The 22,927-nt window shown below is 49.4% G+C and carries 19 protein-coding genes, 5 tRNA genes and 2 rRNA genes; 6 read left to right on the plus strand and 20 right to left on the minus strand.

All coding sequences use genetic code 11. The annotated features are described in order from the left end of the window. Positions 1-55 precede the first annotated feature (55 nt). The 5 genes from ACSVDI_RS13350 to rlmD form a co-directional block, all read right to left on the minus strand. Positions 56-577: a ferritin-like domain-containing protein gene (locus ACSVDI_RS13350; protein ID WP_412317289.1), complete on the minus strand. Its 522-nt coding sequence runs from the start codon at positions 575-577 to the stop codon at positions 56-58. A 311-nt stretch (positions 578-888) separates the two neighbouring features. Beyond that, positions 889-1,419 (minus strand): VanZ family protein, encoded by a 531-nt coding sequence (locus ACSVDI_RS13355; RefSeq protein ID WP_266161492.1) that lies wholly within the window; start codon positions 1,417-1,419, stop codon positions 889-891. A gap of 30 nt (positions 1,420-1,449) precedes the next feature. Then, positions 1,450-1,920 (minus strand): GNAT family N-acetyltransferase, encoded by a 471-nt coding sequence (locus ACSVDI_RS13360; protein ID WP_266161493.1) that lies wholly within the window; start codon positions 1,918-1,920, stop codon positions 1,450-1,452. Between the two features lie 35 nt (positions 1,921-1,955). Continuing rightward, on the minus strand, positions 1,956-2,573 hold the full coding sequence (locus ACSVDI_RS13365; RefSeq protein ID WP_266161494.1) for a lactate utilization protein: 618 nt from the start codon (positions 2,571-2,573) through the stop codon (positions 1,956-1,958). A gap of 280 nt (positions 2,574-2,853) precedes the next feature. After that, positions 2,854-4,221 carry a 23S rRNA (uracil(1939)-C(5))-methyltransferase RlmD gene (rlmD, locus tag ACSVDI_RS13370; protein ID WP_457943591.1) on the minus strand — a complete coding sequence of 456 codons (1,368 nt, stop codon included), beginning with the start codon at positions 4,219-4,221 and terminating at the stop codon, positions 2,854-2,856. A 779-nt stretch (positions 4,222-5,000) separates the two neighbouring features. On the opposite strand from rlmD, the gene ACSVDI_RS13375 reads away from it, so the two are divergent. The 5 genes from ACSVDI_RS13375 (at position 5,001) to ACSVDI_RS13395 (ending at position 11,188) form a co-directional block, all read left to right on the plus strand. Then, positions 5,001-6,107, plus strand: a complete 1,107-nt coding sequence (locus ACSVDI_RS13375; RefSeq protein WP_457943592.1) for a dockerin type I repeat-containing protein — start codon at positions 5,001-5,003, stop codon at positions 6,105-6,107. Positions 6,108-6,252: 145 nt separating this feature from the next. After that, on the plus strand, positions 6,253-6,930 hold the full coding sequence (locus tag ACSVDI_RS13380; protein ID WP_457943594.1) for an acyltransferase: 678 nt from the start codon (positions 6,253-6,255) through the stop codon (positions 6,928-6,930). 135 nt (positions 6,931-7,065) lie between these two features. Beyond that, positions 7,066-7,920, plus strand: a complete 855-nt coding sequence (locus ACSVDI_RS13385) for a pyridoxamine kinase (protein ID WP_457943596.1) — start codon at positions 7,066-7,068, stop codon at positions 7,918-7,920. 206 nt (positions 7,921-8,126) lie between these two features. Further along, on the plus strand, positions 8,127-9,806 hold the full coding sequence (locus tag ACSVDI_RS13390; protein WP_457943598.1) for an FtsW/RodA/SpoVE family cell cycle protein: 1,680 nt from the start codon (positions 8,127-8,129) through the stop codon (positions 9,804-9,806). Beyond that, entirely contained in the window at positions 9,803-11,188 is a 1,386-nt protein-coding gene (locus ACSVDI_RS13395; RefSeq protein WP_457943600.1) for a penicillin-binding transpeptidase domain-containing protein, read from the plus strand. The genes ACSVDI_RS13390 and ACSVDI_RS13395 overlap by 4 nt, the downstream gene beginning before the upstream one ends. A 12-nt stretch (positions 11,189-11,200) precedes the next feature. On the opposite strand, the gene ACSVDI_RS13400 is transcribed toward ACSVDI_RS13395, so the two are convergent. The 4 genes from ACSVDI_RS13400 to ACSVDI_RS13415 form a co-directional block, all read right to left on the minus strand. Further along, positions 11,201-12,079: an FUSC family protein gene (locus ACSVDI_RS13400; protein WP_457943602.1), complete on the minus strand. Its 879-nt coding sequence runs from the start codon at positions 12,077-12,079 to the stop codon at positions 11,201-11,203. A 3-nt stretch (positions 12,080-12,082) separates the two neighbouring features. Further along, positions 12,083-12,754 (minus strand): HAD family hydrolase, encoded by a 672-nt coding sequence (locus tag ACSVDI_RS13405; RefSeq protein WP_457943604.1) that lies wholly within the window; start codon positions 12,752-12,754, stop codon positions 12,083-12,085. A 229-nt stretch (positions 12,755-12,983) separates the two neighbouring features. Then, positions 12,984-13,427: a hypothetical protein gene (locus ACSVDI_RS13410; RefSeq protein ID WP_457943606.1), complete on the minus strand. Its 444-nt coding sequence runs from the start codon at positions 13,425-13,427 to the stop codon at positions 12,984-12,986. Between the two features lie 277 nt (positions 13,428-13,704). Further along, positions 13,705-14,457: a peptidoglycan DD-metalloendopeptidase family protein gene (locus ACSVDI_RS13415; protein WP_457943608.1), complete on the minus strand. Its 753-nt coding sequence runs from the start codon at positions 14,455-14,457 to the stop codon at positions 13,705-13,707. A 637-nt stretch (positions 14,458-15,094) separates the two neighbouring features. Here ACSVDI_RS13415 and lexA point away from each other — a divergent pair. Next, entirely contained in the window at positions 15,095-15,679 is a 585-nt protein-coding gene (gene lexA, locus ACSVDI_RS13420; protein WP_457943610.1) for a transcriptional repressor LexA, read from the plus strand. A 187-nt stretch (positions 15,680-15,866) separates the two neighbouring features. Here the strand turns inward: lexA and ACSVDI_RS13425 are convergent, their stop codons facing one another. From ACSVDI_RS13425 to ACSVDI_RS13475, 11 genes are all read right to left on the minus strand, one after another. Next, positions 15,867-16,490, minus strand: coding sequence for a CatA-like O-acetyltransferase (locus ACSVDI_RS13425; protein WP_457943611.1), 624 nt, complete (start codon positions 16,488-16,490; stop codon positions 15,867-15,869). Between the two features lie 14 nt (positions 16,491-16,504). Then, positions 16,505-17,086, minus strand: a complete 582-nt coding sequence (locus tag ACSVDI_RS13430) for a cyclase family protein (protein ID WP_457943612.1) — start codon at positions 17,084-17,086, stop codon at positions 16,505-16,507. Between the two features lie 18 nt (positions 17,087-17,104). Beyond that, positions 17,105-17,797 carry a 5'-methylthioadenosine/adenosylhomocysteine nucleosidase gene (locus ACSVDI_RS13435; RefSeq protein ID WP_457943613.1) on the minus strand — a complete coding sequence of 231 codons (693 nt, stop codon included), beginning with the start codon at positions 17,795-17,797 and terminating at the stop codon, positions 17,105-17,107. Between the two features lie 162 nt (positions 17,798-17,959). Next, positions 17,960-18,553 carry a zinc dependent phospholipase C family protein gene (locus tag ACSVDI_RS13440; RefSeq protein WP_457943615.1) on the minus strand — a complete coding sequence of 198 codons (594 nt, stop codon included), beginning with the start codon at positions 18,551-18,553 and terminating at the stop codon, positions 17,960-17,962. Positions 18,554-19,004: 451 nt separating this feature from the next. Further along, a tRNA-Asn gene (locus ACSVDI_RS13445) sits at positions 19,005-19,080 on the minus strand. 7 nt (positions 19,081-19,087) lie between these two features. Next, positions 19,088-19,204 (minus strand): 5S ribosomal RNA (rrf, locus tag ACSVDI_RS13450). Positions 19,205-19,257: 53 nt separating this feature from the next. Beyond that, positions 19,258-19,332, minus strand: a tRNA-Glu gene (locus ACSVDI_RS13455). Between the two features lie 64 nt (positions 19,333-19,396). Continuing rightward, a tRNA-Lys gene (locus ACSVDI_RS13460) sits at positions 19,397-19,472 on the minus strand. A gap of 138 nt (positions 19,473-19,610) precedes the next feature. Beyond that, positions 19,611-22,442 (minus strand): 23S ribosomal RNA (locus ACSVDI_RS13465). 131 nt (positions 22,443-22,573) lie between these two features. Next, a tRNA-Ile gene (locus tag ACSVDI_RS13470) sits at positions 22,574-22,650 on the minus strand. Positions 22,651-22,724: 74 nt separating this feature from the next. Further along, positions 22,725-22,800, minus strand: a tRNA-Ala gene (locus ACSVDI_RS13475). Between the last annotated feature and the right edge of the window lie 127 nt (positions 22,801-22,927).

Below are 22,927 nucleotides of genomic sequence, written 5' to 3' on the forward strand. Positions count from 1 at the left end.
GGACACAAATGAGCATGCCCGCCAATCTGTCAGCAAACTTTTGACCAAAACCAATTTATTTTGAAATATGCTGCAGCATGTTATTGAATATCTCGATGTGTCGTTCTTCATCCATAACAATGCGTCTTAAGATGCTTGCAATGTTGGAATTCTGTATCGTGTTGGCTTGCCGGTTATACTTTTGAATGGCCGCTTCCTCTCCTTTGATGGAGTTAATGATGACATCGCGAACATTTCTCGGGTATTGATTGTATGCCGGCGTCCAATAGGATTTTCTTCGATTTTGTACCGTCCACAAGCGTGGGTCGGCCCCCATCTTGTAGGCAAGCTCTGCGAATATATCCAAGTGATGCATTTCCACGATGCTGATTTCATGAAAGCACTTGGCAAAACCAGTGTAGCTTGGTTCGAGTATGACGCTGTTATAAAAGTACAGGCTTACAGCGGTCATTTCAGAGTTGCTACTGCCTATATTACTTAACATAGCGAGAGCATATTCGGGGTTTTGGCTTTCGGGCTGGGTCGGGGGGTATGGCAGATTGACAGAGACATCGCAGGTAAAATCATTATTCATCATCATAAGCCTCCATTGAAAATACTTAGCATTATGATATATATATATGAAACGCCCGGCAGCAAAAGACCTGTAAAACAAAAAATCGAAAAATAAGAGAAACGGTCTTTGTCATCCTGAAATTTTTTAAGGAAATGCCCTCCCTGATTACAGTATTTTCAGTTTGCATCATATATCCAAACTTTCAAAAAAGGTCTGGCCGTAATGGAGGCGTAGGTTTCAAAGAAAAGCACATTGCTTTGCCCCGTCCGTCGTTCCAATTCCGCTACAAGAAGGGGGGATTGATAAACAAATCCACGTTTTTCAAATGATCTCTATGTTATCATCACCCATCGATGGCTGATTAACAGCAAAATGACGAGTAATATTGCCAATATGGTGAATACCGCGGCAAGTACATTGATCACCTTATTTGTCCTGCCTTTCAGGGCCTTGGCGAGCAAGGCGTAAATGCCAATTCCGATAATTCCTCCGAGCGTGTTGCTAAGCACGTCGGTAATATCAGCTCTGCCGATCGCGAAAATAAACTGTATGATTTCAAAGGCAAAAGCCAAGCCGGCAATCGCGAGAAGCTTTTTCACAAAAGGCCACGGGGTTTTCAACATACAAAGATAGATTCCAAAAGGGATGAAAACGAGAATGTTATTTCTGATTTCGCTGAACTGAATCATGCCGCTGTCACAGAAAGACCCCAGAAACGGAATCGGGTTAATGACTCGCTCCCCATGCATATCCGGGATGGAAAACTGCAATTTGAAGAGAATCAGCCATGTTAATGCCAGTAAATAAATTGCGAACAACACGAGTGTAAGCGTGTTTTGTTTTTTTGATTTTAAATTTTTCATAGAGTGATCTCTTCTCCGTTTCAGACGGTATTAATTCCCCGAGGCCGTCTTTGCCATTCTGAAATTTGTCAGGGAAACGCCTCCTCTGATTACGATGTTTTCGGCTTGCACAGTGTATCCAAGCTTTTCAAAAAAGGGCCTGGCCGTAATGGATGCGTACGTTTCAAAACAAACGACATTTTCATCTATGGCGCGGCGCTCCAATTCTTTTACCAGCGCTGTTGCAAGCCCTTCACCTTGATAATCTTTGTGGACATAGAGCCTGTCCAGATAGCCATTCCTGTCCATATCGGCAAAACCCGCAATCACACCGCTTTGCACAGCCACCAAAGTGGTGTGCTCTAAGAAGGAGCGATTCCATTCGTCCAAATCGACATCCCCAGTGGCCCAAGCGTCAAGCTGCTCTTTTGTGTAGTCCTTCGTATTGACTGTATGAACGGTATCGTAAAATAATTGTGCCAGCAAAGGGCAATCGTCAGGCTTGTATTCTCTGATTATCATAGTACCCGCCTCATGATCCGAAATCTCCTTTAACTTTAATAGCCATAATTTCCATCAATGAATATGACCTTAATTCGTTCCTTCTCAAATTGACCGGTTATCAGTACGAAATCATTGCAAATCCGCTGGGAATGATGACAATCAATACACCGGCCCAATGTTGTACACGGTGTTTCTTTTCCAAGCCGTTTTGCATCCAGCGGTGCGGCAATCTGGCGGGTACGCAGAATGGCATCATCTACTGATTTTACGATCTTATTCGTTCCTATAACAGCAATCACCTGTCTTGGCCCATAGATAATCGGCGCAACACGACTGCCGTTTCCATCAATATTAAACAGTTTGCCGTCCGCTGTTACTGCATTGATTCCCGTTAGAAAGGTATCCGCGCGGAAGTTCTTAAGATAAAGCTCCCGTTTTTCCTCGTGGCCCAAACCTTCCTGGTGCTTATCTAGAAAATTGTAATAATGATTCCTGACATATTCGTACACGCCGGTCTGCTCCAGCGTGACGGAATCACCGCAGCCCACGGTCTGCCCTTCGGGCATCAATTTCCGAATCAACTCATGTAACTGAAAGATGGATTCCACATAGTATCCGGCTATGTGATTTTTTCCTAAATTGTCTATTGTCTCTTTGATGGTATCCTGCATATTTCTCTCCCCAAGCGCTTATCGACACACGAATATCCCGACCTGTTCCCATGTACACGCCAAAACTCAAAAAACATCAATCCTGTACTCTCGCCAAGTCCCAAAAACGCGAAACATCTATCCTGTCCTATCACGAAAGCCCAGTATCAATCCTGTTCTCTCGCGAACGGAATCCGACCCGATAGACTGATTCCCATGAACGGGTAAAATCACGTTCTGAGTGTACAGTATAAAAACGCAAAATCACAGAAATGGCTTATATACTGGGGTTTCTGTACACTCAGTCTTTTACCCTTGACATCAATACCACGCACTCAACATGGCTCGTACGGGGGAACATGTCAACCGGGGTCAGTTCTTTTGGAACATAGCCTTGCTGGGCAAAAATTTTCAGGTCACGGGCAAGGGTGGCGGGGTCGCAGGAAACATAAACCACGCGCTCCGGTCCCATCTTCACAACGGTTTCAATCAGGGAAGAATCGCAACCCTTGCGGGGCGGGTCCAGCACCACCACATCCGGGCGGACGCCGCGGTTTTTCAGCATGTCGGCCGCTTTTGCCGCATCGGCACAAAGGAATTCCGCATTGGCAATCCCGTTTCGCTCCGCATTGCGTTTGGCGTCCTCCACCGCCTGCTCCACGATTTCCACACCAATGACTTTTCCCGCCTTTTTTGCCATGGAAAGGCCGATGGTTCCCGTGCCGCAGTACAAATCGAGCAGGGTTTCTCCTCCGGTAAGCCCCGCGTATTCGCCGGCAATGGTATAAAGGCGTTCCGCCTGATCACGGTTCACCTGATAAAACGACAGGGGAGAAATGTGGAACTTCAGGCCGCACAGCATGTCCGTAATCGTGTCCTCTCCCCAAACGGTGCGGCACTTTTTCCCCAGAACGACGTTGGTCCTTTCCCGGTTTACATTGATGATAACGCTTTTCAGGCCGGGCACATTCTTCCGCAGAAGCTCCACCAGTTCCGGTTCCTGATGCACCCCGTTGCCGTTGACCACAACGCAAACCATAATTTCCCCGGTTGCCCCGGCTTGTCTTAAATAAAGATGGCGCAGCCGCCCTTTTCCGGTGGCTTCGTTGTAAACATCTTCTCCTGTTTTTAATGCCCATTCCTGAAATGCACGCATTGCTGCCGTAAAGGCTGCCGGCTGCAAAAAACATTCCTCACAGGGAATCAGCCGGTGGCTGTGAGAGGCGTAAAAACCAAGGGTAATCCCTTTTCCCGCTGCTTTCCCGATTGGAAGCTGTGCCTTGTTCCGGTAATGGTCCGGGTTTGCCGAACCGACAATCGACCGTATGGGAAGATCCCGGAATCCCCCGATGCGTTCAACGGCATCGCGAACCCTCTGCTCTTTGGCGCGGAGCTCCGCCGCATAATCAATATGCCGGTAAACACATCCCCCGCACTTTGCAAACTGACTGCAGTCCTGACGTACGCGGTCGGGCGAAGGGGAAAGAATCTGCTCCAGTTTTCCAAAGGCATAGGTTTTTGCGGTTTTCAGAATTTTAACCCGAAGCCGGTCCCCCACCGCCGCAAGCGGCACAAAAACCGCGATATTTTCATAGCGGCCTACACCGCTGCCCTCTGCGGTATATCCTGTAATTTCCAGTTCGATGCTGTCATTCTTTTTTAGCTGCATAATATCCTCTTTTGGGGCGGACCTGTGCCCGGCACCCTGTTACTTTCCAGTTTATCTTATAAATATTGTTCCAAGTAAAGGCGGATTTCTTCGATCATTCTAACATTCCGCGGAAAATAATACAAGCAAGCAAAGGTCCATTTTCAAATACCTAGAAACCGGCTGTCTTATGGCTCGTGATTCTGTGCCGTAACCAACAAGAGAAAATTAGCCCCGCAGAGTGTTCTTTAGAATACTTGTGGTTTTTTCATATTTTTTAGCCAAGTCGGAATATTTTTCCAAATTTGTGGCAGAATGATATTGACACCGAAATGTACAGACAGCCTTTTAGCAGTTTAAATAGTATGCTGTACAGAGCAAAATTTCAAAAAATATATGACAGACAGCCTACGATTTTTTTTGAAAATATGTAGTCAATAATGACTAAATGATTCAAACAAAAAACTGCGTTTTATACAAAAAAGAGATTGTTTCGCAATTGCTTTGGAAAGCGTTGACACTGCGGAATGCGGGTATTATAATGGAGTCACAAGATCAGATAAAGTAAAATTAAAGCTCATAAAACTTATGATTACAAGACGCGTGGCAAGGATTTGTCACAACCTTTTCAATACAACTCCTCCCCATAAAGCAAAAACCGGCAAATGCCGGTTTTTGCTTTTTTGCGCACTTGTACACATCTTTTCCGAAAATTTCTCTTTTGAAATATTTTCACCTGTTTGGAAAGAAAAGAATTTTATGTGCTAATATCGAAGTATAATGTTGTGGAGTGTCGAATTATGGTTAAAGGCAGAAAACTTATACTTCTTTTGTCTGCACTAATCTTTACAGCCGCTGTGGTAGGGGTGGCTTCCCTTTATGGGCATGCCCAAACCACACCAGACCTGTCGCATCTGGACAGCGACCATCTGCTAAACGACAACCGGCAGGTGTTCCCGGTGCCAAACGGAAACTACGCCGTTTTAAGCACCGATTCCGAGAATCTTACTTATCTTGTTTTTGTGGATACAAACGGAAATCTTCTGGATGATTCCAACCCGAAAACATTTTTGTTTGTGTACCAAACGGCCTGCGTCTGCGGAAACAATTTATATCTTTGCGGACCTTCGGTATTCAGCGGAAATACGCTGGAAATTTACCGCGTCCGTCTGGACAACCGCGCTTCCGTAAAAAATCTGATTTCCGACGCTGGGTGTGATTTCTCCCGCGGACTATACGCAAAGCCGGAAGGCGATGTTTATCTTGTCACCGGAGCGCCCGGCAGTACGTTTTCTTCGGATGCACCCTTTTCCTGTTACCGCTTTTCGGATACTCCAAACGCGGTGCTGACGGGTTCCCCTGCGCCCGGCTTTTCCCCGAACTCTCCCGAAACTTCCGAAAGCTCGGAAAGTTCCGAAAGTTTCATTTCCTCGGAGCCGTCCTCTTCGGAAAGCATTTCCTCCTCGGAAGCGCCACAACCGTCTTCTTCCGGTAGTTCTTCTTCCTCCATCGAACCATTTGCACCGGCGGAATACCGTTTTGCGTCGCCCATTACGGTCACTGCTCTGCAGGAACAGCTGAAGGCGGAGGGGCGCGGTGCCATGGTGCGCGTGACCTCCATGGACGGAAAGCCGGTCACGTCCGGTCCGGTGGGCACAGGCTGCCTGGTCGAGGTACTGCTGAACGGACAGGTTGACAGCCGGATTACCGCCATTATTCCGGGAGATTTAACCGGCTCCGGCGATGTTACACTGCAGGACGCCGCCATGCTCTGGGAATACTGCGTGGGGCGGCGCAGTCTGAGCGGACTTTATTTGAAAGCCGCGGATTTGAATGGGGACGGAGCTGTAAACACCAGCGACATTCTGAAACTGAGAAATCTGATTTCCGACCAGGAAAGTTCCTGATTTCGTCGGAAAAGAACATGCAAACCGAGTCATGGCTTGTTTGCACCACGTTTTCAGTTTAGACCAGAACTTTTCAAAATTTGTGATTGACCTTCCTTTGAAATCAAAATATAATGGGGAGGTACGAGAAAGGAAGGATCCTGTCATGACAACTAAAAATGAGGAATTACTGATTCAAAATCTTTTTGATTTATCCCATTCCGCGGCCGCACCGCTGCTGGAAACGCTGGATTATCCGTGGGAAGCACTTCCTCTGATCAAAGACTTTATTTTAAAGCTGGGGCAAACGCTTTCCCCGGAAGAATATGAACGCCGCGGAGAAGCCGTGTGGGTAGCAAAATCCGCTAAGGTGTTTGACACCGCCTACCTTGGCGGGCCGACCATTATCGGGCCGGAATCCGAAGTACGCCACTGCGCGTTCATCCGTGGAAGTGCACTGGTTGGCGCGGGATGCGTGGTAGGCAATTCCACGGAGTTGAAAAACGTAATTCTGTTTGACAACGTTCAGGTGCCGCACTACAACTATGTGGGCGATTCCATCCTTGGTTACAAATCCCACATGGGTGCGGGCTCCATTACGTCCAATGTGAAATCCGATAAAACCCTTGTCGTGGTCCACACACCGGAAAACGACGTAGAAACCGGATTAAAGAAATTTGGTGCCATGCTGGGTGACCATGTTGAAGTAGGGTGCAATTCCGTTTTGAACCCCGGAACCATCATCGGCCGCAACAGCAATATTTACCCGCTTAGCAGAGTGCGCGGATATGTTCCCGCCGGCAGTATCTACAAGGCGCACGGCGAAGTGGTTGCAAAACGCTGAAACACCAAGAGCGGATTTTACATTTTTCGCCTTGACCGGATCCTCCGAAATGCGTATCATGAGAATTTGCCGAGGCTGAAACCCGGCGTATTTTACGCCTGAGCGTATGTCCGCTGCGCGGACCTGGAGGTTAAAATGATGCGACAAAAACGAGTTGCCGCCATTCACGACCTTTCCGGATTCGGAAAGTGCTCGCTTACGGTGGCGCTTCCAATTTTATCCGCAGCGGGAATTGAAACCTGCGCGGTTCCCACCGCTGTGCTTTCATCCCACACCGGCGGGCTGGCCGGCTACACATACCGCGACCTAACGGAAGACCTTCCTGGTTTTCAAAAACAATGGAAGCAACTGGGGCTGCGGTTCGACGCGCTGTACAGTGGTTTTTTAGGTTCCTATGAGCAAATTGCAATGGTGTCTGAGCTGATTGAAGCGTTCCGCACAGACGATACGCTGGTTCTGGTTGACCCAGTCTTTGCCGACAACGGCAAACTCTACTCCACCATTACGCCTGCAATGGCATCCGATATGAAAAAGCTCTGCGAAAAGGCCGACATTATTGTGCCAAACTTGACGGAGGCTGCCTTTCTTCTGGGCGAGGAATTTTATGACGGGCCCTATGACCGCGTATACATAGAAGGGATTCTCCGGCGGCTGAGCGACCTGGGCCCAAGCCGAGTGATTTTGACCGGCGTGTGGTTCCGTTCCGAGCTGCTGGGCGCTGCCGGTTATGACCGGGAATCCGACTTTGTCAGCTACGCCTTTTCCCCGCGCATAAGCGGGGTTTACCACGGAACGGGGGATATTTTTGCCAGCGCACTGCTGGCGGGGCTGCTGAATGGAATGAAGCTTGCGAATGCTATGCAGCTGGCGGTTGATTTTACAGTGGGCAGCATTCAGCGCACGAAAGAAGCAGGAACCGACCCCCGCTATGGAGTGAATTTTGAAGCGGGAATTCCACAATTCATTCGGGAGCTCGGGATTAGCGAATGACCGAAAAACGCGGAGGTTTTTCCTCCGCGTTTTTGCGTATTTTTGCCTGCCCCCCGCCTTCTTCCAACAGCCTTCGCGTTTACTTCAAGAAAAAATGTTGATATAATAGTTTTATATTCGTTTTCATAATCAAGTTCCATCCGGCGGTGCAAAGCGCAAAGTTGCCGCAGGACGGACAAGCTTATGACCGAAAGGGGGGGCGCATTTTGCCGTCTTTGGACTTACTGTTCCATAGCGGAATCACTTTTATTTTTTTCCTTTTCCGCATCATGATACCGCTCATTTCGATACTCATCGTTATCAAATGTGCGCTGTCCCTAAAGCGTGGGCGCCGCCGGGAAGATCCGGTTGTTCTGTTGTATAACCGTACCACGCACCAAAGCATTCCCGTTCTGTACTGGGAAAATTCGCTTGGCCGCAGCAGGAGCTGCGACATTGTGCTGCATGACCCGACCGTAAGCCGCAGCCACGCTGTGCTGATGCGCCGGGAAAGCGGCTGGCTGATTACGGACACCGGCTCCAAATCCGGAACGTACCTGAACGGAACTAAACTAAAGGCGCCTAAGCAGATTTTACCCGGCGACAGCATCGCGATTGGGTCTACCGTGCTACAATTTCGCCGGGTCGCAGACCCAACCCAAAGCCGCAGCGTGCGGCGCGTTCACCGGGCACCCTCGCCATTCCGGCTGCTGGTTGCCGTTACCCTGGTTCAGCTTCTGCTGTGTGTGCAGTCCGCTTTCGTGGGCGGCACCTTTCATCTGGAACCGTGGATTCCTATGGGGGTTCTGTTCGTGCTGGAATGGGCCCTGTACGCCTTTGCCTTAAAAGGGCTGGGGCACGTCAGCTTTGAACTAGAGACCGTCGGGTTTCTGCTCAGTGGAATCGGTATCATGCTGCTTTCCGGTGTGGGCGGAAAAACCGTTTATGTACAGACCGGGGCGCTGGCGCTCGGCGTTGTTTTGTTCTGCGTAATGATCTGGTTTTTGGGCGACCTGGACCGGGTAATGCGCTTTCGTCTGGCGATTGGCGGGCTCGCCGTTCTGCTGTTCGCGGCCAATCTGGTGCTGGCCCGCTCCACCAATGGAGCGCGCAACTGGATTAGCATCGGCGGTATCAGCATACAGCCTTCTGAGTTTATTAAAATTGCGTTTGTATTCGTCGGTGCTTCCACCCTGGACCGACTGCAGACGGCGAAAAACCTGACAGGGTTCATCGCCTTTTCGGCCGCCTGCATGGGCGCACTGTTTTTAATGCGCGACTTCGGCACCGCAAGCATCTTTTTTGTCGCTTTCCTGATTATCGCGTTCATGCGCTCCGGCAGCGTGCGCACCATCGCGTTGGCCTGCGCGGTGGCGGTGTTCGGCGCGTTCTTAATTCTGAAAATCAAGCCCTACATTGCGCAGCGGTTCGAGTCCTGGCGGCATGTTTGGGAAAACGTGAACAACTCCGGGGGATACCAGCAGACGCGCGTGATGACCTATACGGCCAGCGGGGGATGCTTTGGAACCGGCATTGGAAACGGAAAACTAAAGGATGTTTTTGCTTCCACCAGCGACCTGGTTTTCGGTATGCTCTGCGAAGAGCTCGGATTGGTTCTTGCCATTGTGGTTGTCATTTCGATTGCGCTCCTGATGTTCTTCGCGCGCTCCGATGTGACGCGCAGCCGCTCCACCTTTTATTCCATATCCGCGTGCGCTGCGGCAGGCATGATGCTGTTTCAGGCCAGCCTGAACGTGTTTGGCGCAACGGACGTGCTTCCGCTGACCGGCGTTACCCTGCCGTTCATCAGCGCGGGCGGTTCCAGCATGGTTGCCGTCTGGGGCCTTCTGGCATTTATTAAGGCCAGCGACGAGCGTACTTACGCGGCAAGGAGGAAAAGCCGTTGAAAACAACCGGAACACGTTCTTTGATTCTCTATATTCTCGGCCTTGGTTTCCTGTTCGGACTAGGCGTTTTTCTTTACGGATTCGTCACCGACGGAGGCACCTGGGCCATGCAGCCCTATAATAAGCATTTAACCAGCGGGAACCAACGTTCCAACGGTGGAACCATTCTTGACCGCAACGGTGATATTCTGGCGCAAAGCAAGGATGGTAAGCGCGTGTACAACAGCGATGCCCTGGTGCGTCGCGCCATGCTGCACACCGTTGGCGACACAAAAGGCTATATTTCCACTGGAATCCAGTACAACTATCGTTCGGAGCTTTCCGGGTACAACCCCATCACCGGTCTGACTTCGCCGACCGGAAAAAGCTACGGGTGCAGCATCAAACTGACGCTGGACAGCAGCCTGAGCAAACTTGCGCTGCAAAAACTCGGCAGCCGCAGCGGCGCAGCCATCGTCTGCAATTACAAAACCGGCGAAATCCTCTGCATGGTAAGTGCACCCGGATTTGACCCGCAAAACCCGCCCGCCGATTTGGATTCGGATAAAACCGGCAAGTACGAAGGCGTTTATTTAAACCGGGTGCTGTCCTCTTCCTACACACCGGGATCCATTTTCAAGCTGGTCACCTCCGCGGCCGCCATTGAGTCAATTCCAGACCTGGACAGCCGCACATGGGATACCAAAGGCAGCATCATTATCAGCGGAAACCGGATTACCGATGTGGCATCTTTCGGGAAACTCAGCTTTAAAAACGCACTGGCCAAATCCTCCAACGTGGTGTTTGCGCAGATTGCCATTGAACTCGGTGCAGACAAAATGACCGCTATGGCAAATCAAATGGGCTTTAACCGCAGCTTTGATTTGGACGGGATTGCCACCAGCAAGAGCATTTACAACGTACAGGGCACACAGCCCAACGAGCTTGGCTGGTCGGGCGTGGGGCAGTACAAAGACTTAACCAACCCGTACCACATGCTTCTGCTGATGAATGCCATTGCAAACGGCGGAACACCCACCCAGCCCTATGTCATCCAGCAAATTACCACCAGCTACGGAATGCCTTCCCGCATCGGGCAGACCAAGAACGCAGAACAGCTGCTGAGCGCCGCCACCGCCGAACGGCTGAAAACCTATATGCGGTACAACGTGACAAATGAATACGGCGACGGCATGTTTCCCGGCCTTGCGGTCTGCGCCAAAACCGGTACCGCCGAAGTTGGGGGCGGGAAAAATCCGAACGGTTGGATGGTAGGCTTTTCCTCCAACCCGGATACGCCGCTTGCGTTCGCGGTCGTGGTGGAAAATTCCAAAAGCGGAATCGGTTCTGCCGGCCAGGTTGCTTCTGCCCTAATGAACGCCGCGGCAAAGATTGTAAAATAAGAAAACCCGGAATCACTTCGATTCCGGGTTTGTTTTTGGATCAACCGCAGCATTAGGGTCCGCAATGCTTTCAAACAGCTTTCGCATCCGCCCCATATGGTAACGGTACACGGCTTCCATCTCCGGGGAAAGCTCCCCATCCTTCTTTTCCAGCTCCATAACCTGTACCGCCTTCAGTTCATCCAGAACCATTTGATAGGTGGATATCTGGCAGGAAATCTGGAATACCTCTTGATCGTTCCAGCGGAGGAATTTTGCCTCTGCAACATACAGGCTGACATTGTAGTTCAGCCGTTCAATGGCTGCTTTCGCGCCGCGGATATCCAGCGGCCGGCGCTCCGCCGCGTCTTCCATTGCATTCTGGATTTGGCAGCGCAGCTGGGCGGACGCCTTTTTCACCTCTTCTACATAATTCGGAGGCATAATCAATAGATTTACCAGAACGGCAATCACTATGCCGATGACGCTGCCTTCCACACAGGTGAGCGCAAATCTCCATGTAACCGGATGCACGGTGAAGCTGGAGGGGAGCATCATCGCCGCAAAGGCAAAACAGGAAAGCGTTGCCGCGCCGTTCAGCTTGAGCAGATGGCAGAGGTAAAGCGTAAGCATCACCCCGATGCCAAGCAGCCCCGCGTTTGCGGGCGCCAAAAGTGCAAATCCATACCCGATGGCGGTCCCAATGAGGACACCGAAAATTTTGTTTCTTCCCGCTTTCACGGAAATATCAATCGATTTTCCAAGCGACATAACCGTTGCCACAACGGCGAAAAAAGGATGATCGATTTTTAGTAAAACCGTAATTACAACGCATACTGTAACCGCAATCCCCGTTTTGACAATCCTGAGACCCATTCGGTGCTTGGCGAATAAAGCTTTCAGCCAGTTCATAATTCACCTCTTACTGTTATCAACCAGTTTCAGTATTTCCTGCGGGTGCTGCGCAATATACTTCGCGTGGTTTTCTTCCAGCTCCCTGCGGGTGCGAAATCCCCACAGAACGCCTACTGTGTCCATTCCTGCGGCGTTTCCGGTCTGCATATCCGTATCGGTGTCCCCAATATACAAGCATTCCCGGGGCGCCGCGCCGAGCTTGTCCGCAATCAGGAGCGCGCCATCCGGCGCGGGCTTGCGCGGAATTTCCGGCATCTGGCCGTAGCATAGATCAAAAAGGCCCGGAAAACCGGAATTTATAATAGCAGAAGTGCAAAAATGCGGTTTATTGGAAAGTACCGCCAGCTTGGTTCCCTGCCGGTGAAGTGTTTCCACCGTTTCTTTCATGCCATCAATCGGTTGGATTCCATAAGTTGGGTTTGCATCATAAAGCGCGTTGTACCGGTCCTTCAGCCGGTCCACATCTGCTTCACTGTAACGGCCCGCGCCAAGAACACGTTCCATCATTCGGTGCGTCAGCCGGTTCACACCGTTCCCCACAAGGTAGCGGTAATCATCAACCGGAATGGTTTCATAGCCGCACTGTTTGAGCGCTTCATTCGCAAAATGGGCAATCGAATCCAACGTGTTTAGCAGCGTACCATCTAAATCAAAAATGCAAATTTTGTACAAAATATCACCTTGTCTGTTAAAACTGCCAAATTACATACAGTATGATAATAATCACTTTCTCCTTAATTTGCAAGCTTTTCCCGGAAAAACAGGACATTGCACTGTGACTATATTTCCTTTATGTATATAATGCCTAATTTTTCTTCGATTTTTGAAAAATAAAACACTGTGGTTTTCGTTAGAATTCATATGAAAAACGGCGCCGAACACCTTGCCCGACGCCGTATTTTTATGTATCTGTACTGCAGTGCGCATTTGTTTTCTGTTTTTTAGGAACGACCGGGCAGATATTATATACCACCCCGTCCTTTGCTACCATCGAAATTGGTATTTCAGGTAAAAGTTTATGCATTATTTCAACAAATCCGTTCACCGGAGCTTCCGCCATTCCTGTTACAATATGCGTAGCACCGATCTGTTTTGCGAAGCCAACCGCAATCAACGTTGTTTCATTTTCAAAATAAATGGTCATTTCCGCCTTGGCATCACGCGCTGTCTGCCGAAGATACTCCAACTCCTCGCAGTTTGTTTCATACCCAGAGGAAGTCGGCTGCACACACAGCACATGCAAAGGAATTGAACGCTCCTGCGCGATTTTCTTTCCCGCATGAATTAAACGGTCACAGTCATGCTGCCCTGTGACACAAACAAGGACTGCTGCCTTCTTTGTCACTTCTCTACCTCCCTTCATGCAAAGGCCAAATTTAGTGTACCGAATTTATGGTAACAAGAATTGTATAAATTATGAACATATTGTAAAATAAAACTCTTTTAATTTTTGTGTGATATATCTTAACGCCTCGTTCAGTATAACATACTTTCGCTTTCATTTCAAACCGCAGTATTTACAATATATGAGAAAACCGCAGGACGTATGCCGTCCTGCGGAGAAAATTTTTGCCCCTAAGCGAAAATTTGCCGGGGGCAGGTATCGACTGTGCCACGCAAAATTATTTTTTCAGCATCGTTGCAGGGTCGATATATTTTCCATTGCGCTTCATAGCGAGATGAAGATGCGGTTCGTCCTGGCTTTCGCAGGGAACTACCCCAAGTGTTCCAATTTCTTGTCCCTGCTTGACCGTTTCGCCTTTTTTTACGGTGGTTTGTCCCATACCGCAGTAATAAGTTTCCACATCGCCGTGCATAATAACAACCATGTTGCCCAGCGTATCATCGGCAATTACGTCTTTTACCGTACCGTAAGCAGCTGCCTTAATGGTGTCGCCCTCTTTTGCGGCAATATCAACACCAGTATGCGCGCGCCAGTCCTTCATGGTTTTGTTATAAACCGGGTTTTCCCCACTGAACGGCTGGGTAACCGCATTGCCTACGGGATACTGGAACGACGTAACCGACGCGTTGGCAGGCTTCGCCGTTGGCTTGGAAGACTTCGGCTTTGGAGAAGAAACCGCAGGCTTAGAAGGTACCGGTTCGGAAGACGGAGTGGAAGAAGACGGTTCCGGTTCCGAAGAAACAACGGAAGACGGCTCTGGCTCCTTAACGGTGACCCCGCTCAGGGTCTGGTTGGTCTTCTGCGCTTCGCTGCTGGATGACACCGTGTTTGGGGATGCATAATTGACCACACTGTCGTAAGTGGTCCACGCCGCCACACCTATGGCTATCAGGCATACACCAAGGGCAATATAAAATCCTTTGGAGTTATTTTTCTTGGGTTTGTTGCTGAGCAGATGTAAATTACTCAATCGTGCCACCTCCAAGCATATTTTGACCACTCTGGAGCGCGTATATGCGGAGGTTGGGAAATTTTATCTGATTTTTTCACTGCTTTTTTATGGATGAAAAAAGCGTTCCCTAAAAACAGGAGAAAAATCGCTTTCATTCTGAACGGCCCTGCCGCAGAATGCCCACAACACAGAAAAAGAGCCTGATCCCGATGACCAGGCTCTTTTTCATTAGCTTGAGGGGTATATTGAGGAGGGTAGAACATGTATCAAGCGGTGGTGCGGCTCCATCTTCTTGATTACAACCATATTATATCCGCTTTACATAATCCAGTTGTTACACAGCTATGAATTTCTTATGAATTTTTCGATATTTTCAAACATTTGTTTGTTATTTCGGCAAAATTATGTTATAATAGAGTCATCCAATAGACGGATGACCCCTTAAAAAATTGCTGTGCAGCACACAGTGCCTCCCCGCCTTGCCGCGGCCGCAATTTTTTGCACCTAGGTCACTTTATTCGTTCCATCTACTATAGCTGAGAACTCTATTTCTGTCAACTAAGACTGATAATCTTTTTAATATATTTATATTGAAATCCAGCGCCGGTCATTAAGCTAAACCCGGCAAGCAATATGAAAACAGGGGGCTTGGGCTATGTTAACCGAAAGCCAACAAAAAGTATACGATTATTTGAAGAGCAGAACTCAAAACGGACTTCCGCCGACCGTACGGGAAATTTGTGCGGCAACGGGGCTTCGTTCCACTTCCAGCGTTCACGCGCATCTGCGCACTCTGGAGCGGGAAGGATATATTAAGCGCGACGCCGGGCTGAACCGTGCGATCCATCTGGTTGGGGAACAACCGACCGTGCAGGTTCCCGTTGTGGGGCAGGTCGCGGCCGGCCAGCCGATTCTTGCAGTGGAAAATATTGAAGGCTATGTTCCGTTTTGCCCACCGCGTCAGAACGGAGACGAATACTTTGCCCTGAATGTGCACGGCGACAGCATGAAAGACGCTGGGATTCTGAACGGCGATATTGTCATTGCCGTAAAAACGCCAACCGCGCTGGACGGGGAAATCGTGGTTGCCATGATTGAGGAAGAAGCGACGGTAAAGCGCCTGTATCGTGAACCGGACCGCATTCGCCTGCAACCGGAAAACGACGCCTATCAGCCGATTTATGCAACAGATGTTACGATTTTAGGCAGAGTTGTCGCGGTTTTCCGCTATTACCGGTAATGTTTCGCAGGGAACCGAAAACGTAGTGGCCATTCCAGTGAATGGACTGTTGCAAAAGAGCTTTATAAAATATGTATACGCAAAAATGCGTCTTGATTGGGCTTTGCAGCCGTTTCAAGACGCATTTCTTTTTTGGGGGGATTTTTTGTGCGCTATCTGCTCTCACAAATTTATTACAACAGCCCTTTTATACCTCATCCAAATACTTCTGGAGCAGCTCCACGTAACGCCCGACATGATATCCATCCATTAGCGCATGATTCGCCTGAATGGAAAACGGAAGCAACACCTTGTCATCCTGGGTGTAATATTTTCCCCATGAAATCCGGGGAATGGAATCATCGCGGTTTATAGAAACCGGATGCATAATCTGGGTAAATGAAATCCACGGCACACAGGTAATATAAATCAGGTCATCGCGCTGCTGCTCCGTCCGATCCAGAAAGCAGGTCTGTGCGGCGGAACGTTTTGCTGCATCCTGGACAAATTCCTTCAAATCACCCCCAATGTCCATTGTAATAATGCGAAACAACTCGTCCCCCTTTTTCAGATCGGTAAAAGAGGGATGCACCCGGTCATACAGAACCACCTTGTCCCCTTGAATGCGCAGGCGGAACGCTTCCATCCGGTTCGCCACCGAAACCGAAGCAAAACACATGGCATAGTAAAAGGAAAGCTTTTGTTCCCGCACAAAAGCAAGAAAATGTGTCACATCGATCGGAAAGCTCACATTAAACTGCGGGCAATCCATCCCGTGGTACAGCATGAAATGCTCTTTTCGCGGCCATGTATTCAGATTAATTTCTTTCATGTTCACTTGCTAACTCAATCCTTCGATAATAAAATTGCCCTTACCGGCGAAGCCTCTGCACCACCTATACAAAGCGGAAGCGCGATGAGGTCATAATTTCCCGGCTCTGCTTCGGACAGATCAATTCCTTCCAGAATGACAATTTCCGCACCGAGCAGCTGCTTATGCGCAGGGAAAGTATCATCCCCGGTTTCAATGGACGGTGCATCCGTCCCCACTAGACGGATTCCTGCTTCGGAAACAGCAAACGCAGCGCTTTCGGAAAAGAAAGCTTCTCCGTTGCCCTTAAACAGGATCATTTTCTCACAATCCGGAAGAATGCGGTCCATATCGGCTCCGGTTATGATTCCTTTTGCCTCCACAACCGTGCACCGCCCCATAAAAGCAGACAAATCCATCTGGTCGATACTTTTCCCGTCCTCAAAAAAATGGAGCGGAGCGTCCACGTGGGTTGCCTGATGGCAGCCGGTGTAAAACCCAGAAAGGTTATAGGCATCGCCGGCGCTGATTCTGCGAACGATATCCCTTTTGGGCACCGGGTCACCCGGGTAGGTAGGCGCAGAAAACAGTTCCCTTGAAATATCAATGATCCTCATATCTTTCGCTTCCTCCAATCAGGAAAGCTTCTGAACCAGTTGGTCGATCAGTTCCGCGGTTTTGTGCGCGGATTCCACGGAAAAGGTGGCATAATCCACACTGGCGTCTTCATTGGCATTGTCCGATATGGCACGGATGACGACAAACTCAACCTGATTCATATAACAGACCTGGGCAATGCTTCCGCCTTCCATTTCACAGGCCTTTGCCTCATAATCCCGCGCCAGCTGGTTCAGTTTTTCCTTCCCGCTGATAAACTGGTCGCCGGAAGCAATCACACCAATATGCACGCCGCCGTCATAAGACTCCGCCCCCACCTGCTCTACCAAACGCACCAAACGCTCTGAAGCGGGGATAGTCACAAGATTCAACCCGCTGATCAACGCCATCGGATCACCCAGTGCGGTCGTGTCGATGTCGTGCTGCACGAGTCCACTGGAAACCACCAGATCACCAATATGAATTCCTTCTCCGATTCCCCCCGCGACTCCAACATTAATGACCGCAACGGGGCTATACTTTAAAATCATCGTCTGTGCGCAAACCGCTGCGGCGACCTTGCCGATTCCGCACTGCGCCACCACACAGTCGCGGTTCTCAATTTTTCCCATATAATAGGTAATTCCGCTAATTTTTTCCTGTTTTGTCCCCGTCATTTTCTTTAGGATATTCTCCACTTCGACCGCCATGGCCCCAATTATTCCAACCATTCCGCGCACTCCAATCATTTCTTATCAAGATAATTAAATTATAATTCATTCCCCTTGTGAAATCAATGTTTTCCACAAGAACGCGCATTTTGGTGGAAAACAAACGCAGCGGAACAAAAAATTCCGCTGCGTTTTGTAAATGTTCGTATGAAAATCTTTTGATTAAGCAGAAACCGGAAGAATCTTTTCCGTTTCTCCTTCGGTCAATACCAGAATGGCAAGGCTGACAGACAGCACCAACTCCGCGCAGGCACGAATCGCACAGAACAGTTCTGCCGAGTAATCCCCCTGTTCACTGGGGCGTTCCTGTATCCGTAGCCGCATAAGCCGGTTAATCTCCCCGGCGCCATGAGGCACACTGACTTCCGGAATATAATCAATTCCGAGATAAAACTCCATATTTTGCTCCATAAAGCAGAGAAGTTCGTCCTCATAACGGATATGGTCTTTTAGGTTTCCCCCGAAATGCGGATTGTGCGCGCGACAGAAGAAGTCGGAATAATAATGACACAAAATTCCGATTTTTTTGGAGGCCTTTCGCCCAACAAGCCCCCAGTTTCCCCGGCACAGGCGGATGGTTTTCTTTCGGACCGCACGGCTGCAGAAAAACAGCCGGTGGGGACGCAAAAAAGCAATGGAGTGATCCGGGCAGGTATTGCCCTTCAAAAAGCTTTCCCGGTCCAGCTCGATTCCATATTTCTCTTTTATGTACTCATAAACGACCGTTCCAATCAGAACGTGGTTGAAACTATTCATCATGCCCTCCCTAAGAAGAACCTTGAGTAAAAATTAATAGCTTTACTATATCATGTAACGTCGCTGTTTTAATCAGCTAAAAGGATAACCATTAATTTCTTAGAATAGTTTCGAGTACTTAAAATGGATATGAATAGTTGGGACTTTCGCCTTTTTTCTCTGCTCCTTATTCACCATACCCTGCTTTTCAAATCGGAAGTCATTCAGATTTATTTTTCACTTTTCGAAGACGAACCACCATAATAACTGGGATTTCCGCATCCTCAAATTCTTCCTCGCAGCTTTCTTCTGTCGTTTCCCGACACATGCTGTTGCCCCTCTTTTGTTTTAGCATATTAGCATAGGTACAAAATAACCGCTTGCCCAAAGCAAGCGGTTATTTTAACTCCCCATTTTTCAATCCGACCGAAGAAACAAAACGGCTGCTTATCTTGCGATAAGCAGCTTATTTTGGCTCCCCAAGTTGGACTCGAACCAACGACCCTGCGGTTAACAGCCGCATGCTCTACCGACTGAGCTATTGAGGAATATTTGTGTTGGCACCTTCCTATTGTCCCGGGCCGTCGCCAGCCAAGTATCTTCGGCATCGATGAGCTTAACTTCCGTGTTCGGAATGGGAACGGGTGGACCCTCATCATCATCAGCACCAACTCTATATTTATCACATTGCTGTGTAAATACCTTGGTTATTCTTTTTTAAAATTTGGTGACCCGTGGGAGAATCGAACTCCCGTTATCGGCGTGAGAGGCCGGTGTCTTAACCGCTTGACCAACGGGCCACATATCGCACTTTTTAGCCAGATTCAGAGGTCAGAGGTGCCTGGCCCCTGTTCCGACTTCCTTTGGTGCACCATCAGGGACTCGAACCCGGGACACCCTGATTAAGAGTCAGGTGCTCTACCAACTGAGCTAATGGTGCAGCTCCGCGGTCTTTTCCCGCCGTTACCATCAGTGTTGTGCTTCGTCAGAAGCTCATTGTGTACACTGAAAACTGAATAAAGATGCGAAACAGAAAGCGTCATGCAGTGTGCACTGCATATTGGGCAAACCAAAAAATATGGTCAAGCCCTCGGCCTATTAGTACTGCCAAGCTGAACACGTTACCGTGCTTACACACGCAGCCTATCAACCTTGTAGTCTTCAAGGGGCCTTACCAGCTTACGCTGTGGGATATCTTATCTTGGAGCCGGCTTCACGCTTAGATGCTTTCAGCGTTTATCCGATCCGCACATAGTTGCCCAGCTGTGCCATTGGCATGACAACTGGTGCGCCAGAGGTGCGTCCATCCCGGTCCTCTCGTACTAAGGACAGTTCTCCGCAAATATCCTGCGCCCACGACAGATAGGGACCGAACTGTCTCACGACGTTCTGAACCCAGCTCGCGTACCACTTTAATCGGCGAACAGCCGAACCCTTGGGACCGAATACAGCCCCAGGATGTGATGAGCCGACATCGAGGTGCCAAACCTCCCCGTCGATGTGGACTCTTGGGGGAGATCAGCCTGTTATCCCCAGGGTAGCTTTTATCCGTTGAGCGACGGCAATTCCACTCTCATACCGCCGGATCACTAACTCCAACTTTCGTTACTGCTCGGGCCGTCACCCTCGCAGTTAGGCCAGCTTGTGCGTTTACACTCTAAGGCACGGTTTCCGTCCGTGCTGAGCTGACCTTTGAGCGCCTCCGTTACTCTTTTGGAGGCGACCGCCCCAGTCAAACTGCCCGTCTAACAATGTCCCCCGGCCGGATTCACGGCCGCAGGTTAGAATTTCAGCAACTTAAGAGTGGTATCCCAAGGACGACTCCGCCGCGGCTGGCGCCACGGTTTCCCAGTCTCCCACCTATCCTGTACATAAGCTACCGAAACCCAATATTAAACTGCAGTAAAGCTCCATGGGGTCTTTCCGTCTTGTCGCGGGTAACCGGCATCTTCACCGGTACTACAATTTCGCCGGGCGGGTAGTTGAGACAGTGCCCAGATCATTACACCATTCGTGCGGGTCGGAACTTACCCGACAAGGAATTTCGCTACCTTAGGACCGTTATAGTTACGGCCGCCGTTTACTGGGGCTTCAATTCGATGCTTGCACATCTCCTCTTAACCTTCCAGCACCGGGCAGGTGTCAGCCCCTATACGTCATCTTACGATTTGGCAGAGACCTGTGTTTTTGCTAAACAGTTGCCTGGGCCTATTCTCTGCGGCCACATTGCTGTGGCACCCCTTATCCCGAAGTTACGGGGTCAATTTGCCGAGTTCCTTAACTACCCTTCTCCCGTTGGCCTTAGAATTCTCTTCCTGTCTACCTGTGTCGGTTTGCGGTACGGGCGCCTCAGATATACATAAGACTTTTCTCGCCCTGATTCATGCATACTTCCCTACTCTAATTTCGGTCCCTTACGCCCGGGGCAACCATCGCCCGGGTTATGCACTTCTCAGGTGTCCTCTTACTTAAATCTTTTGGCGGCTACGGAATTTCAACCGTATGTGCATCGGCTACGCTTCTCAGCCTCACCTTAGCTCCCGGCTTACTTGGAGCGGACGAACCTTCCTCCAAAAACCTTAGACTTTCGGCCAATATGATTCTCACACATTTCGCGCTACTCATTCCGGCATTCTCACTTGAATAAAGTCCACCAGCGCTTCCGCTCTGACTTCACCCCTTATTCAACGCTCTCCTACCATTCCTTACGGAATCCCAAGCTTCGGTATATGATTTAGCCCCGTTAAATTTTCGGCGCAGGGTCACTCGACCAGTGAGCTATTACGCACTCTTTTAATGAGTGGCTGCTTCTAAGCCAACATCCTGGTTGTCTGTGCAACCCCACATCCTTTTCCACTTAACCATATTTTGGGACCTTAGCTGTGGGTCTGGGCTGTTTCCCTTTTGACAACGAAACTTATCTCACGCTGTCTGACTCCTGTACATCAATTCTCCGGCATTCTTAGTTTGATAGGCTTCAGTAACCTTTCGGCCCCTAGACCATTCAGTGCTTTACCTCCGGGAATCTAATACAAGGCTAGCCCTAAAGCTATTTCGGAGAGAACCAGCTATCTCCGGGTTCGATTGGAATTTCTCCGCTACCCACACCTCATCCGCTACCATTTCAACGGGAGTCGGTTCGGTCCTCCATGGGGTTTTACCCCCACTTCAACCTGGACATGGGTAGGTCACCCGGTTTCGGGTCGAATACATCTGACTTCATACGCCCTATTCAGACTTGGTTTCCCTGCGGCTCCAGACCTGAAGTCCTTAACCTTGCCAGATACATTCACTCGCCGGACCATTCTACAAAAGGTACCCGATCACCCTTTGACGGGCTCTCGGTGCTTGTAAGCACAAGGTTTCAGGTTCTTTTTCACTCCCCTTCCGGGGTCCTTTTCACCTTTCCTTCACAGTACTCTTCTCTATCGGTCACTGGGTAGTATTTAGGCTTGGAGGGTGGTCCCCCCATCTTCCCACCGGGTTTCACGTGTCCGGCGGTACTTTGGATACGGCTAGGCGCTTTCCTTTTTCGCATACGTGACTCTCACACTGTTTCGTTGGCCTTCCCATGCCATTCTGCTAAATTCCAGCATCCACATTGCCGTCCGAACCCCGGGGATATTGCTATCCCCGGTTTAGCCTCTTCCGCTTTCGCTCGCCACTACTCGCAGAATCTCGTTTGATTTCTCTTCCTCGCCCTACTTAGATGTTTCAGTTCAGGCGGTTCCCTCCGTATACCTATGAATTCAGTATACGGTGACTGGACATGACTCCAGCCGGATTGCTCCATTCGGATATCTATGGATCAATGCCCACTTACGGCTCCCCATAGCTTTTCGCAGTTTGTCGCGTCCTTCATCGGCTCCCAGTGCCAAGGCATTCCCCTTGCGCTCTTTGTAGCTTGACCATGTGTTTTCTTGGTTCTTTGAAATTGTAGATTTAATTATTTCTAATTAAAAATAACATCTTTCTCGCTTTATCTGCTTCTTCTTTATTCAGTTTTCAATGTACACGTGCAAACAACATCGTTGTTTGCTTTGGTGGGCTTAAGTGGACTCGAACCACCGACCTCACGCTTATCAGGCGTGCGCTCTAACCGGCTGAGCTATAAGCCCATATTTCTGGCTAGAGGCTATCCGGTTTAATTCTTGTGCCCATATAGCCACATTTGTCTTTCGGGCTGTGCCCGTGGTGGAGATTAACGGGATCGAACCGTTGACCTCCTGCTTGCAAAGCAGGCGCTCTCCCAGCTGAGCTAAACCCCCATTATGAAAGGCAGCGTCACTCAGGTTGTTCTACCCTTGTTTCCACTTCTTGAAAGCTCTTTTCAGGGCCTTCAAAATTAAACAACGTTTTCAAATTAGGCTTCCGTAACCGACCTTGGATGTTAGA

The organism is Caproiciproducens sp. LBM24188, from assembly GCF_054130445.1.